General features: G+C 61.1%; 14 protein-coding genes. 7 read left to right on the top strand and 7 right to left on the bottom strand.

Translation table 11 applies throughout. The features are described 5' to 3' along the window. Positions 1 to 47 precede the first annotated feature (47 nt). Together A7X77_RS33515 and A7X77_RS14895 are read left to right on the top strand one after the other, a co-directional pair. Positions 48 to 218: a hypothetical protein gene (locus tag A7X77_RS33515; protein WP_197486838.1), complete on the top strand. Its 171-nt coding sequence runs from the start codon at positions 48 to 50 to the stop codon at positions 216 to 218. 342 nt (positions 219 to 560) lie between these two features. After that, on the top strand, positions 561 to 2,054 hold the full coding sequence (locus tag A7X77_RS14895) for an FAD-dependent monooxygenase (RefSeq protein ID WP_064683647.1): 1,494 nt from the start codon (positions 561 to 563) through the stop codon (positions 2,052 to 2,054). Between the two features lie 15 nt (positions 2,055 to 2,069). Here A7X77_RS14895 and A7X77_RS14900 read toward each other — a convergent pair whose 3' ends face one another. Further along, positions 2,070 to 2,807, bottom strand: a complete 738-nt coding sequence (locus A7X77_RS14900; protein ID WP_064683648.1) for a hypothetical protein — start codon at positions 2,805 to 2,807, stop codon at positions 2,070 to 2,072. A gap of 261 nt (positions 2,808 to 3,068) precedes the next feature. Here A7X77_RS14900 and A7X77_RS14905 point away from each other — a divergent pair, with 261 nt between their 5' ends. Further along, a complete protein-coding gene (locus A7X77_RS14905) occupies positions 3,069 to 4,475 on the top strand; it encodes an adenylate/guanylate cyclase domain-containing protein (RefSeq protein WP_064683649.1) in 1,407 nt (468 codons plus the stop codon). A 141-nt stretch (positions 4,476 to 4,616) separates the two neighbouring features. Here A7X77_RS14905 and A7X77_RS14910 read toward each other — a convergent pair whose 3' ends face one another. Continuing rightward, a complete protein-coding gene (locus tag A7X77_RS14910; protein ID WP_064683650.1) occupies positions 4,617 to 6,407 on the bottom strand; it encodes an ABC transporter ATP-binding protein in 1,791 nt (596 codons plus the stop codon). Positions 6,408 to 7,261: 854 nt separating this feature from the next. On the opposite strand from A7X77_RS14910, the gene A7X77_RS14915 reads away from it, so the two are divergent. Beyond that, positions 7,262 to 7,555 (top strand): DUF982 domain-containing protein, encoded by a 294-nt coding sequence (locus A7X77_RS14915; protein WP_064683651.1) that lies wholly within the window; start codon positions 7,262 to 7,264, stop codon positions 7,553 to 7,555. Positions 7,556 to 7,846: 291 nt separating this feature from the next. Here A7X77_RS14915 and A7X77_RS14920 read toward each other — a convergent pair whose 3' ends face one another. Further along, complete coding sequence (locus A7X77_RS14920) at positions 7,847 to 8,683, bottom strand: nickel-binding protein (RefSeq protein ID WP_064683652.1); 837 nt, start codon at positions 8,681 to 8,683, stop codon at positions 7,847 to 7,849. A 416-nt stretch (positions 8,684 to 9,099) separates the two neighbouring features. Here A7X77_RS14920 and A7X77_RS14925 point away from each other — a divergent pair, with 416 nt between their 5' ends. The 3 genes from A7X77_RS14925 (at position 9,100) to A7X77_RS14930 (ending at position 9,879) form a co-directional block, all read left to right on the top strand. After that, on the top strand, positions 9,100 to 9,357 hold the full coding sequence (locus tag A7X77_RS14925; RefSeq protein ID WP_064683653.1) for a DUF982 domain-containing protein: 258 nt from the start codon (positions 9,100 to 9,102) through the stop codon (positions 9,355 to 9,357). A 115-nt stretch (positions 9,358 to 9,472) separates the two neighbouring features. Further along, positions 9,473 to 9,643 carry a hypothetical protein gene (locus tag A7X77_RS33080; RefSeq protein ID WP_164517744.1) on the top strand — a complete coding sequence of 57 codons (171 nt, stop codon included), beginning with the start codon at positions 9,473 to 9,475 and terminating at the stop codon, positions 9,641 to 9,643. Then, complete coding sequence (locus A7X77_RS14930; protein ID WP_064683654.1) at positions 9,643 to 9,879, top strand: hypothetical protein; 237 nt, start codon at positions 9,643 to 9,645, stop codon at positions 9,877 to 9,879. Before A7X77_RS33080 ends, A7X77_RS14930 begins: the two co-directional genes overlap by 1 nt. A gap of 162 nt (positions 9,880 to 10,041) precedes the next feature. On the opposite strand, the gene A7X77_RS14935 is transcribed toward A7X77_RS14930, so the two are convergent. From A7X77_RS14935 to A7X77_RS14950, 4 genes are all read right to left on the bottom strand, one after another. Further along, entirely contained in the window at positions 10,042 to 10,590 is a 549-nt protein-coding gene (locus tag A7X77_RS14935; RefSeq protein WP_064683655.1) for a nuclear transport factor 2 family protein, read from the bottom strand. A gap of 80 nt (positions 10,591 to 10,670) precedes the next feature. Beyond that, a complete protein-coding gene (locus tag A7X77_RS14940; protein WP_064683656.1) occupies positions 10,671 to 11,474 on the bottom strand; it encodes an SDR family oxidoreductase in 804 nt (267 codons plus the stop codon). Between the two features lie 54 nt (positions 11,475 to 11,528). Next, positions 11,529 to 11,927, bottom strand: coding sequence for a GlcG/HbpS family heme-binding protein (locus A7X77_RS14945; RefSeq protein WP_064683657.1), 399 nt, complete (start codon positions 11,925 to 11,927; stop codon positions 11,529 to 11,531). A 165-nt stretch (positions 11,928 to 12,092) separates the two neighbouring features. Next, on the bottom strand, positions 12,093 to 12,980 hold the full coding sequence (locus A7X77_RS14950) for an AraC family transcriptional regulator (protein ID WP_064683658.1): 888 nt from the start codon (positions 12,978 to 12,980) through the stop codon (positions 12,093 to 12,095). Positions 12,981 to 13,494 lie beyond the last annotated feature (514 nt).

Raw genomic sequence — 13,494 nt, forward strand, 5'->3', positions numbered from 1 at the left:
ACGCGCTCGCATGGAATTTGACCGCTGAGTAATCTTGGAGGTTCCCGATGGACAAGACACCGAAAACCGCCATCCGTGGAATGATGTTGTACGTGCTCGCTCTCATCGTCTTGGGCGTTCTGGCGGGCGCCGTCTACACGATCTATGGCCATCCGGCCGATCCGTCTGAGCCGCCAGCTGCGGAGACCATTCCGCAAAAGGCCACAGCTCCGCAGTGAGCGGCACCATCCCAGTTATTCTTAGTCGCCCTTCGAGAAAGAATGGTGAAACGGACGGCGTTTTGCCAAATCCGGCGCTGACCCGGTTTGGTCGTGTTGAAGTGCCTGGGTCCAAGCCAAGAAGCCGTACAAGCGGCAACGAAAAGGGCTTTGGAAGGCAAGGCGGAAATCCTGTCGCAAGTCCTTCCCACCAGTAGAGAGCTTTATTTATAGGGGGAACAACCTGCGACAGGGGAATTCGGCACCTGAGAGAGCCGGTCAGCTGCAGGAGCACCACCCGGGCCGGTATCGGCGCGGAATGCTGAGACGTTATCCGGACAGTCGGAGCAGAGGAGTTTGCAGATGAGGGAACATACGGTCGTGATTGCCGGAGGAGGGCCGACCGGGCTGATGCTGGCGGGCGAGCTTGCCTTGGCGGGCGTCGATGTCGCCATTGTCGAGCGTCGCGTGAACCAGGAGATCGTCGGTTCGCGCGCCGGCGGACTGAGTGCGCGCACGCTCGAGGTTTTCGATCAGCGGGGCATCGTCGAGCGGTTCCTGACGGAGGGGCAGATCGCCCAGGTCACCGGATTTGCGGTCACGCGGTTGGACATCAGCGATTTTCCGACACGGCACAATTACGGGCTGGCGCTGCGGCAGAAGCATATCGAGCGCATCCTGGCCGGATGGGTCGGCGAGCTGCCGGTCGTGATCTATCGCGGTTGCGAGCTGACCGGCTTCGTGCAGCACGCTTCCGGTGTGACCATCGAACTCTCCGACGCTTCGCAAATCCGGGCAGCCTATCTCGTCGGCTGCGATGGTGGCCGCAGCCTGGTTCGCAAGCTGGCCGGCATTGAATTTCCCGGATGGGACGCGACGACCAGCAATATTCTCGCCGAGGCGGAGGTGGAGGAGGAGCCGCCGCTCGGCGTCCATCGCACATCACTCGGCATGCATGCCTTCGGCCGCGAGGATTATGAAATCCGCGACGGCAAGGTCGTCTTTGCCAGTGAAGGTCCGGTCACCATCATGGTGACGGAAAGGAATTCCGGCGCAGTAGGCGAGCCGACGCTCGTCGATCTCAGGCAAGCGCTGATAGCCGCCTGCGGAACGGATTACGGAGTTCATGATCTCAAGTGGATTTCCAGATTCACCGACATGTCGCGACAGGCGGCGGCCTACCGCAAGGGCAGGGTTCTCCTGGCGGGGGACGCCGCGCATGTGCATTCGCCGGTGGGCGGGCAGGGCCTCAATACCGGCGTTCAGGATGCCGTCAATCTCGGCTGGAAGCTTGCCCACGTGGTGAAGCGACTATCGCCTGAGGCCCTGCTCGATACCTATCATGTCGAGCGGCATCCGGTCGCTGCCCGCGTGTTGCGCACTACAATGGCCCAGGTCGCCTTGCAGCGCACTGATGACCGCACCGAAGCTCTCCGAGATATCGTGCTGGAGCTGCTTGGGCTGGAGGAGGCCCGCAAGACAATCGCCGGCGAAATGTCCGGACTTGCCCTCCGCTACGATCTCGGCGAGGGACACCCGCTGCTCGGCCGCCGCATGCCCGACCTCGACCTCGCCACGCCGGACGGGTCCATCCGTGTCTTTGCGCTGCTTAGAGACGCGCGGCCGGTGCTGTTGAATCTCGGCGCAGCCGGCAGCCTCGACATCGCGCCATGGTCAGGTCGCGTCCGGCTGGTTCAGGCGAGCCATGACGGTCCGTGGGAGCTGCCGGCGCTTGGGGCGGTTTCGGCGCCGAGCGCGGTGCTGATCCGGCCCGACGGATATGTGGCATGGGTCGGCGAGGGGACGCAGGATGGGCTTCATGACGCGATGATCACCTGGTTCGGACCACCCGGCTGAGAGCCGCAGCGCCGGTTAAGCGGCGAGCGGGATCGAGCCACCCTCCGGTATCGCCTCGAGTTCCGGCATCGGCCGGCCGCGCCGTTCCCACGTCCGGCGGCTGATGCCGAGCGCCTCCCAGGGGCGGGACTGGCTGAGGGAGTTGGCGAGATAGTCGGCCCTGGGAACGGCGCCGGCGGCGCGGCGTTGCTGCTCTTTGCGGCTCTGCTCGCGCTGGCGGCGCTTTGCCCTTTGCAGTTTTGCCCTTTTCGCCTTCGGCACGTCGAAGGCGCCGACGGTGCGGATATCGAGGGCGCAGCGTTCGGCGTAGCTCAGATGCAGGGCATGGCCGAGCGCGTCGGCGGAAAGTGGGGAAAAGCGCACCTTTGTCCGCTCATAGATGATTTCCTCGATCGCGGCCTTCCCGGCCCAGGGGACCCACCGCGCCGCCCAGCCGAGCACCACCTCGACAAACCCTTCCTTGAACTCGACGAAAGCAAGGCTGGCGATCACCTCGAGATAGATCAGGGCGTCATCCGCCTCCGGCACGATCTCTCCATGGCGGTGCCGGATCAATTTCTCGATCTCGCGCATGCGGCCGCGGAAATGGTTCCAGCGACCGCCCCGCATCCGGCGCTGCACGGCCTTGTAGCCCAGCAGACAATCGCCGATCTTGATCGCCGTGATATCCCGCGCGAGCGCGTTCGCACGGCCGGATTCCTCGGTCCGCTCCGCCGATCCAGCCCCTTCATCAGCGCCGACAAGACGACCCATCGTTTCTCCTTTGCGACTGCCCAAAGGGGCCTAAACGACTGATTGTAGCGGAAGTCGAGGGGGTGATGTTCACCTTTTGTGCGCTGCTCACATCAATTTTTCGCAGCCGTGATGCAATCGAGTAACGGATGTTCCGCGGCGACTCTAATCGGTCGGAAAACAAGCGACATCCGGGGCTGTCGATTTCTATTGGCAAGGTCCCGTGTTATGATCCCGGAAGCGGCGTTGTTCGCCCATGTTGTCTGCACAGAGACTTGTCCAATGAGTGAAATGGACGTGCTTTTTGCCACCCTGCGACAGGCGGCTGACCCGCAGACGGTCGAGTGCATCGAAAACGTCGTCAGGCATGGCGCCGATCGCGATCTCAATCGCATCAATGCGCTCGCTTTCGCCGAAAAACATCATCTCGACGAAGAGAAAACCATCGCTGCCTTTCTGCATGCCGCCCGCATAGGCGCCTTCGAGATGACCTGGAATGTGCTTTGCCCGGGTTGCGGCGGCGTCCTTGACAGCGGTGCAACGCTCAAAGGCGTCGTTCAGGACACCTATCATTGCGCGCTTTGCGCGGCCGGATATGAACCGACGCTCGACGAGATGGTCGAGGTCACCTTCACGGTCAGTCCGCGCGTGCGCAGGATTGCCGCCCACGAGCCCGACCGGCTTCCACCGCTCGAATATTACCGCCAGATCTTCTTCAGCTCCGGCGTCGATCTGCCGGAGGATCTGGAGGCGAAGTTTCAACGCATTCTGCTGGAGATGATCGAGCTGGCGCCTGGCGAGAAGGCATTCGTCTCGCTGCAGCTGCCGGCGCAATTCGTCATCATCTTCGATGCGGTCACGCACTCCGCGCAGTTCATCGATGTGCAGGGCGAGCCCACCAATGAACGCCAGAACCTCTCCATGGTCATCAGCCGGGGGCATGCGCTGAACGAAACCGTGACGCTGCGTCCGGGTCTGCTGCGGCTCACCCTGGAGAATCATACTGATCGCCGGGTCGTGCCGAATGTCTGCATCGCCGGAGATGACCTGCATGACCTCTTGGGTCGCCGGCGGGCTTTTCTGACGGCCAAGCGCCTGCTGACGAACCAGAGCTTCCGCGACATCTACAGGACCGATACGCTCGACGTCGACCAGCGCCTGAAGATCACCAGCCTGACGTTCCTGTTCACCGATCTGAGGGGCTCGACCGCGCTTTACGAGCGTGTCGGCGATCTTGCGGCTTTCGACCTGGTGCGGGCGCATTTCCGCGTTCTTCACGAGATCGTCGCCACCGAGGCGGGCGCCGTCGTCAAGACGATCGGCGACGCTGTGATGGCGACCTTCCCGAGCCCGGACCGTGCGGTGGCGGCGGCACTGAGAATGCGCGAGGCGATGCGCCGGTTGAATGCCGAACACGGTAGCGAAGACCTGCTCCTGAAGATCGGCATTCACGAGGGACCGTGCCTCGCCGTCAACCTCAACGACCGGCAGGACTATTTCGGCCAGACCGTCAACATCGCCTCCCGCGTTCAAGGCCTTGCCGACCCCAACGTGATCATGACGACGGAAGCGATCGTCGAGGATGTGAATGTCTCAGAGATCCTGCGTGACAGCGGCGTCACCTCGGCGTCCCGGATGGCGGAACTCCAGGGCATCGGCAGGGAGGTCAGGATCTTCGCCCTGTCATGAGGGCCTTTGCGCGAGTTTGGCAAAACTCGCCGTCATCCTCGGCCTTGTGCTGTCTTTGCGGTAAAGCCCGAGCTTGACGAAAAGCGAGGTTGAACCATGTCAGCCGTCTGAATGCCGGGGCGTCAGCCCCGGCATTCAGGTTTACGCCACCAGACCCTTGGTCAGTTCCAGTGCCTGCCGTTCGAACAGCCGGCGGTAGATGCCGCCGTTGAGGCGGATCAGCGCCTGGTGGTCGCCCTCTTCGACGATTTTGCCCTTGTCGAAGACCAGCAGCCTGTCGAGGGCGCGGACCGTCGACAGGCGGTGGGCGATGACAAGCGTCGTGCGGCCGTCCATCAGCCGTTCCATGGCCTGCTGGATCTGCACTTCGCTTTCGCTGTCGAGGCTCGACGTCGCCTCGTCGAGGATCAGCACCGGCGCGTCCGCCAGGAAGGCGCGGGCGAGGGCGACGCGCTGCCGCTCGCCGCCCGACAGCTTGACGCCGCGTTCGCCGACCATCGTTTCATAGCCCTTGGGAAGGCTTATGATGAAGCCGTGCGCATTGGCCTGTTTCGCCGCCTGCTCGATCTCGCGCCGCGAGGCGTTCGGCCGGCCATAGGCGATATTTTCCGCCAGCGTGCGATGGAATAGGATCGGCTCCTGCTGCACGATGGCGATCTGGCTGCGCAGGTCCGATTGCCTGACCTGTGCGATATCCTGGCCGTCGATGCGGATGGCGCCCGAATTGACGTCATAGAGCCGCTGAATGAGCTTGACGAAGGTCGTCTTGCCCGAGCCCGAATGCCCCACCAGGCCGACGCGCTCGCCCGCCTTGATGGTGACGGAAAAGTCTTCATAGAGCGGATCGGGATGAGCGCCATACTGGAAGGTGACGCGATCGAAGACGATCTCGCCCGTGTCGATTGCGATCGGCTTGGCGTCCGGCTTGTCCTCGACACCCAGTGGCATCTTGTCGAGCAGCACCAGCTCTTCCATGTCGTTGACGGCGCGCTGCAGGTTGCGAATGTCCTGGCCGACATTGCGCAGATAACCCTGCAGAACGAAGAACATCGCCAGCACGAAGGTGATGTCGCCCGGCGTCGCCAGCCCCTGCCGCCACATGATGAGGCCTGTTCCCAGAATGCCCGCCTGCATGGAAACCATCATGAAGCCCTGGATCGTGCCGCTGAATGTGCCGCGCTTCCATGTGCGCCGCGTGCGCCTGTCCCATTTGGCCAGAACGTGGTGCAGGCGCAGCTCTTCGCGGTTTTCGGCGCCGAAGGCCTTGACCACCGAATTGCAGCTGATGGCATCGGCGAGCGCGCCGCCAAGCTTGGTATCCCAGGCATTGGCGAGCCGCGCTGCCGGCGACACGAAGCCCATGGAAAGCGCCACGGTCGCGCCGATATAGATCAGCGACCCCAGAGCCACGAACAGGCCCATGACCGGCCAGTAGCTGCCGAGCACAAGACTGGCGCCGACGAGCATGACGATGGAGGGCAGCAGCGCGACCAGCAACAGGTCGTTGAGCGAGTCGAGCGCCCACATGCCGCGGGTGATCTTGCGCACGGTCGACCCGGCAAAGCTGTTGGCGTGCCAGTCGGTGGAGAACCGCTGCACCTTGTGGAAGCCATTGTTGACCACATCCGCCATGATGCGCAGCGTCAGCCGGATGATGCCGTTGAAAATGAACCAGCGCAGCACGACGCTGGTCAGGCCCAGAACCACGACCATGACAAAGGCGCCGAGCGCGCCATCGGCCGCATTGCCGCCGGCAATGGCATCGACGATCCGGCCGGAAAACACCGGCACCATGACTTCGGCCAGGGTGCTTGATACCACCAACGCGATGATGGCGCCCACCAAAACGGGCCGATGGGCCCAATGATGAAAAACAAAGCCGAGCACCTGGCGATAGGCATCGGCGCGAAAATCGAGCTTCTTGCGAGTCATCTTAACCTGCCCGGCCCGGATTTCGGCGACCGGTCCTCAAAATCGAGAGTGAGATGCCACAGCCCAGGCGGGAGACAAAATGATCCCGTCAGATCAATCGGGCTATGAAGGATGAAAAAACCGCATGTTGGGCGCGCTGGAGGCGGGCCGCGAATGGAAGTGACCTAGCGTTGGCACATTCCATGCGGGAAGCTGTCGATGAATGCTGGTGTCATGCAACGCCTCCCTGTGTTCGATCTGGAGTGTTAGATCTGAGCGGTGAGCGTTATGTAGCGGAGCAATTCGCCATTGCCAAGCGGATTTTTACAACCATGCAGACAGTGATGCGGAAACGACACAGCTTATGAGCTTGCCATCGTGCGGTGTCTGCCCGTCTGTCGCTGCACAGACACTGCCAACCCCAGCGCCCTTCAATAGCTGCACGAGCGCGCGTTGCCAGGTCTGAATCCGCCAGAGCAAGCCGGGTTCCTGGATGTATCCAGCTGATATTGGAAATCCTCCCTGGCATGCCGCGCAGGCGAAGTGCAGGAAGATGCGATAGCGGAAAGACCGATCAGCACTCCGGCTGCGGCCAATCTTATAAATCGGTTCATCTGCGTCTCCTCCAGCGTTGATCCGCGCGCGCAATCTATCATGGCGGCGTATGCAATTGCGAGGAGAGCCGGACGCGATGACGTGCATCTGATGACACGCGATTGCACATTTTGTGCCCGGCCGATCCGGCTGTACTATTCTGTCGTTATGGAAGTAGTTGCACTGTGTTTGCTGGCGAACCAAACCTGATTTGTCTTGAATTACTCAAGCTTTTTCAGTAATATAATCCCATAAAAAAGTAATATAAATGGGAGGATACTATGCCAGAAGCTCGGTTCGAGCCAGTTTTTCTTCGTCGTCAGCATTTCGTCGCGGAGATCACAAGTCTCGACGAAATCTTCGATTTTCTGGAGGAGTGGCCGCAGGACAAGCGAGGTCTGGCATATGACACGCTGCTGAAGGCGTGCAGGGATACGGCGAGCGGCCGTTTCCCGCTGAACGCGGCGCGGGAGAATTTCCGGCGGTTTCTGAAGATGTCGGGCGTGCTGGCGAAGACCGAGGGCGCGACGAAATTCGAGCCGCTGATGAGCGATCATCCGATCGGCAATGCCTGACCATAAGCGCACAGCCGCGGCCGAAACGAGGCGGGTTCGGCCGCCGCGAGATAATCGGCGGTGCGCTGATGCATGTCGCCCGGAAATGTACAGCGGTTCCGGGCGACATGCATAAAAACAAAGGGCTAATGCATATCGCCCGGAAGTGTGAAGCGGTTCCGGGATAACGATATGCATAAAAACAAAGTGCTAACGCATATCGCCCGAAAGTGTGAAGCGGTTCCGGGACAACGATATGCATAAAACAAGAGCTAAAGCGCGTCGCATAAATCAAATTCGATCCGACGCGCTCTAGCTCAGGTGCTGGCTGGCGTTGCTCCAGTCGCATCGGAAAACCAGCATCGGCTTGGAAAATCCCTTGAGCCGGCGGCGCGTCGCGTGGGCGAAGACATCGGTCGCGCCATATTCCCTGAAAATATTCTCCGACACCAGGATCTGGTCGCTGGCGGCTGCCGCGCAGAGGCGGGCCGCCAGTTGCACGGTCGAGCCGAAAAGGTCGTTGCTGTCCTCGACCGGCTCGCCGCAATCCAGCCCGATGCGGATATGGATCGGCTGGGCATTGTTGCCGCCGTTGTAATGTTGGAATTCCTGCTGGATCGCCATGGCGCATTCGACGGCTGCCGTTGTCGCCGCGAAAGCCGCCATGATGCCGTCGCCGGTGTGCTTGACTTCGCGGCCTGATTTTTTGCCGAGGCATCGGCGCACGATTGCGTCGTGGGCCCGGACCAGCTCGGTCCCCATGCGGTCGCCGAGGCGCGCCGTCATCTCGGTCGAGCCGACGATATCGGTAAAGAGGATCGCCCGGTGGCCGGGATCCATTTGCGGCGACGACTGGCCGGGCGCCGGATCAGGGTCATTGATGCGGCCGAGAAAGGCCTCGACCGCCGACAGAGCCACCTCGACGATCTCATTGGCGACAAAGCCGTGCGCCTCGCGATGCACGCATTGGACGGTTTCCATATCGGGCGCATCCACCAGGCAGAAGGCCGTCCCGCGCCGCTCGTCGAACCAGTAGGTAAGGAACTTGACGCCGTATCGATCCTGAATGTCGATATCCATGCGATGCGCCTGGGCAACCTCGGCGGGCGAGGTACCTTCGAGATAGTGCCGGTCCATGAAGATGGGCATCGCGCGTCCTCCCAGATCCGCCGCGTGCAAGAAACGGCATTGTACGATCTGGATGCCTCGCCGTCCACCTTCGGGACAATCAGCGATGCATCGTGGCGCTGCGTTGCTTCCGGAAAGGGAACGCGTTGCTGCATATCCGGTAGAATATGCAAGAAAATAGCCAGTTTTAACGAGTAGGCTCGATACGCTAAGTCTGATATTTACCATAATCTGTCATTTAATGACTGATTGCAGGGTTACCGGACCCCTCGAGAGGCTTCAGGCGTTTCCCGTTCTCAGGCTTCGCCCGCCGGATCCTGGTTGGAGAGACATGTCTGTCGCGGCTATGATTGGCCAAGATCGAAAAGCCGCCGCCAACGGCACGCAAATTGCATATCATCGATTAGCTCGCCGAAATTAGGAAAAGCTGTAGCAAAGTGAGACAGACGGCACATTTTCGACCGGTCGGCCTGGCCTCGATGGGGCTCGGGCACTATGCCGTTATTAACTCTGTGTGGGATGCCGCGCGCACGCTCCTCTATGACTGGCCGGTGGACGATGGCGAGGAATATTTCGAAGCCGTCAAATCCTGCCTGGATGCGATCATCGGCGATCTGCCACCGGATCATGTGCGGGCCGCCTTTGTCAGGGCTGCGCAGGAGGCGGGCATCGCCGTCATAGAAGCCGCCGACTGAACAGCGGCCGCATCTCGATCTCCGTTTTCTCTCGTTTCCACGTGAGGGTCCCGCGCGCTTGACTTCTGCGTGCAAGGGTCTAAATTAGAACAAAGCAGGAACACTGGAGATGGTCATGACACATACGGAACAGGTGATTGCCAACGCCCTGGCCCTCGTCGAAGCCTCCCGCGCGGCCCGCGAACGGGATCAGCAGCGTCGCGCCGCCTGGCAGAAAAAGGTCGAACTCAGCCGGCCGCTGCCGCCTTTGCCGCGGCCGGTCCAATTGCCGCTGGCACTGAACTGATGCAGCCGGCAAAGCCATTCAGCCCCGATCCGACTTTCTCCACGCCGGTTTGGCCTGATCGAGCATGGGAGGTGGAGGCCGTGCTCGCCTGGCATGACGACGATGCAAAGGCGGCGATCCGCACGCTGCTCGACGACTGCAGGCATCTGCGCCAGCAACTGGCGCTGGCGGAAAGCGTGATGAGCCGCGGAATGGCCCGCGGCTGGACACCGCGATACGAACGCGACGCACTCTAAAACGTGCCTGCCCGTGATATCAGTGACGATATCGGTAATGGCGCCGAGGAAGCGCAAAAGGGCGGCTGATCGAACCCGCAGAGAAGGCGGCGGGCATCCGAGGGTGTAGAATGTCCGCCGCGCCACCCTGGAACTGCGAGTTTGGTTCTGACCTGGAAGACTCTAGTCGACCGGCGTCACGCGCGTCCAAAAGGCGTTGAACACGATCGAATCGAAGAAGGCCGAGGCACGGACGATACGGCCGTCGCGCATGTCGAGAAACCAGGCATAGGTGTTTGCGTAGGGCTCTCCGTCGCGGGCGACGCCGCGGGCGTCGAAAAAGACGATCACAGTGTCGCCGTCGACATATACGTTGCGGATCGCCGGCTTCAGCGGTGTCTTCATTCGGGCGTTAAACGGGCGGATCACCTCATGCAGGAATGCCTCGCGGCTGGGATAGGTCTTCGATGCCAGCGAATAGCCCTCGATTGTCCAGCGGGCGTCGTCGGCGAGGAGATCATAAGGACTGCCTGTACCGGCCGCCCAGGCTTCGAATCCAGCCTCGACGGCTGCCTTGTTGCGGCGTTCGGTTTCAGTCAGAGACTGCGCTGCGGCGCGAGCTTCGAGCCCGCCCAGAGCAAGGATGGCGGCAGCGATGCCGAAGGTTGCATTGAAGATGCGCCTGGCCAGGGATTGCGGGCGGCATACGGTTGCCGTTGCAGTGTAGGACATGGTTTTCTCCAGAGGGTAAACGAGTGGGGCGACACCCGCTGGCCGGGTGCCGCTTGCGGCGCTCGCCGCCAGCAATCTGCTTAGATCTGGTTTTCCCAGGCTCTCAGCTGATGCTCCTTCAGCATGTCCTCGATGACCTTCGGAACGACGTTGCGGAACCTGCCGGTGTCGGCCGGAACGACTTCGATCATCCGATCGATCATTTCCTTCGGATCCATCTTGCCTTCGGGCGTTGCGAAGAAATCGTCGAAACCCTTTCGCAGATCTGCGCGCTTGGTGAAGTTCTTGCTGTCATCCAGCCAGCGGAACGGATTGTCCGCCATCGTCTCGTTGTAGCCGGTGTAGTAGGCGCCCGGATTGATCGTCTGGATCTTGATGCCATAAGGTGCGAGTTCCTGCTGCAGCGCTTCGGCGATCGATTCCAACGCGTGCTTGGTGGAGACATAAGTGCCCCAGTTGGCCGGAGTGAAGAGGCCGCCCATCGAGGAGGTGAACACGACTTTGCCCCTCTTGCCTTCGCGCACCCATCTCTGGACGACGCCTTGAGTCAGCACCAGCGGCAGGAAGACGTTGACTTCGTAGTTCTTGCGAACAAGTTCGATCGGGATTTCCCAAACCGGGCCGGCTTCGCCCATGCCGGCATTGTTCCAAAGAACGTCAAAATCCCAGCTTTGCGCTTGCTTGATGTCGTAGGGATCGGTGAGGTCGAGCCGCTCGATACGGACGTTCTTGAGGCCGAGGGAGGCGACCTCCTCACGCAGCGGCGTAACCTGCGAGGAAACCTGCGTGGTCGCGATGATGCTGTGGCCGTTCCTGGCCATGCCGATGGCGGCGCCCTTGCCGAAGCCGGAGCCTGCGCCAGTGATCAAAATGGTCTTGCTCATGAGACATTCCTTTCGATGGTTTCGGGTTGGTGGAAATCAAGTCTTGGCACAGCATCACGCGACGGCCGCAGCCGCTGCCTGCGCGATTTCGAGATCCTGTGGAACCGCTCCGCCGGAAACGCCAACGGCGCCGATCACCGTGCCATCGCGGCCAAGGAGCGAGATGCCGCCGGCAAAGGGAGTTAGGCCGCCATTGGATAGTTCGAGGGCATGGGCGGGAGCGCCGGGCTTGCAATATTCCCAGACGGCCTCGCTTGTCGTTTGAAACAATACGGCCGTTCGCGCTTTGCCTATAGCGAGGTCGATCGAGCCGAGCACTGCGCCGTCCATTCGGCTGAACGCCTTGAGATGCGCTCCGGCGTCCAAGACCGTGATATTGACCCGCACACCGATCTCATTAGCCCGCGCCTCACCTGCGGCGATGACCCTGCGAGCTTCGTCAATGGTAATCATCTCCTGTCTCCTCTTTTCGCTCGGGGGCTGGCGCTCCTCGCTCGATGAGACAGGTGTATATAGGCGGAACCGGTCTGCAGTATTTTCAGCTCTTGCTGCGCTATGCGCAAATCTTGCGCTCCGGCGTGCCGGCATGCGCAGACGGCGAACTATATCCGGTGGCGGCTAACCGGTGATGAGCGCCCGGTATTGGCCGGGCGTCAAGCCGGTCATCTTACGGAAGACCCGGGTGAAATTCGCCTGCGAGCCGAAGCCGGTATCGAGCGCGATCTCCACGAGCGAGGACCGTGCGAGCCGCAGCTTTTCCTTGGCTGCTTCGATCCGTCGCTCGGTGACGTAGCGATGCGGCGTCAGGCCGGTAGCCTTGCGAAACATGCGGGCGAAATGAAAGGGGCTGAGGCAAGCTTCCGCGGCAAGGTCATCCAGCGAGATTTCTGCCGCGACGCGGGCTTCAATGAAATCGAAGACGCGTTGCAGCCTTTTTGGGTCGACATTCGGCGCCTGTGCGGCGGGTTGCCAGCGAACAGACGAATAGGTGCCGAGCAGGTGCGCCGCCAGCGCCATCTGAAGGCCGTCGAGGAAGAGTCGATCAGTAGGCTCAAGGCTTCTGTTCAACAAGCCCCGAAAGAGCTGACCGATCTGCAGCACCGTTGGGTCGGGGACGCCGCCGGCATAGGCGAGCTGCACCTTGGCCGGGTCGATGTCGAAATTTGAAAGCGCGCTCTCACCGACGAGCGACGGCGGCAGGAAGATATGGAGGGACTCGGGCATGGTACCCATGATTTCTACGCCGCTCTCATGGACACCCGCCGGACATATCCAAGCGACACCGGGGCGAGCGATCGCTTCCCGCCTGTGGCCATCACCAGTCCACCTAATCTTCGACTGACCCGAGAGCAGGACGGCTATTTCCGTGCACTCGAGTGTAAGGTCAACCTGCCAGCCCGGATCGAAATGCCTGAGTTCGACCTGCAGCGATGAGCAATCAACAAGCCCGCCCACTCGCTCGCTGGTCCGATACTTTCTGTCCCCTTGCGATTCTCCGAAAGACATGTGGCATCCACGCCGTGAAGATAGATATAAATTCGAGTTGTTCGATCTCGGCAGGCCGGATGCCGCGTCGCGCTGCCGGCAATCTGCAATCAACTTTGATTAATTGTATGAATAACTTCCGGGAGCGCCGCATTGCTGTGAGGTGCCCGAGTATTACGATTAGTATTTTTGGCTGAAATTCAGGGAAGCGCAAGTCCCCTGGCGCCAGGCGCTACCGCATCCTTCTTGCGGCTTCGCCACCAAGCATGTCGGCCGCCATGGATGCCGCTGATCATGCTTTGGGATGGCCGAAGGGGCATCGCCTGGAGGCAACGGCCATCGCGCGAAAGTCCGGCGAAATCGGGGCTGTCAGTTCGCTCAGGTAGAATGGTATTGCAATTGACCCTCAGGTCTCGTGATAGAGCTATGGTGGGTATGAGGGCAACACGCTGACATGCCGATTGCAACAGAACAGGTAGCGTGCACCAACGCCATTGCGCTAAACCGGCTGCAATGATCTTCTGGCGCTTCTTCA

It is taken from the genome of Rhizobium bangladeshense, assembly GCF_001662075.1.
In the GTDB taxonomy this organism is placed as follows: domain Bacteria; phylum Pseudomonadota; class Alphaproteobacteria; order Rhizobiales; family Rhizobiaceae; genus Rhizobium; species Rhizobium bangladeshense_B.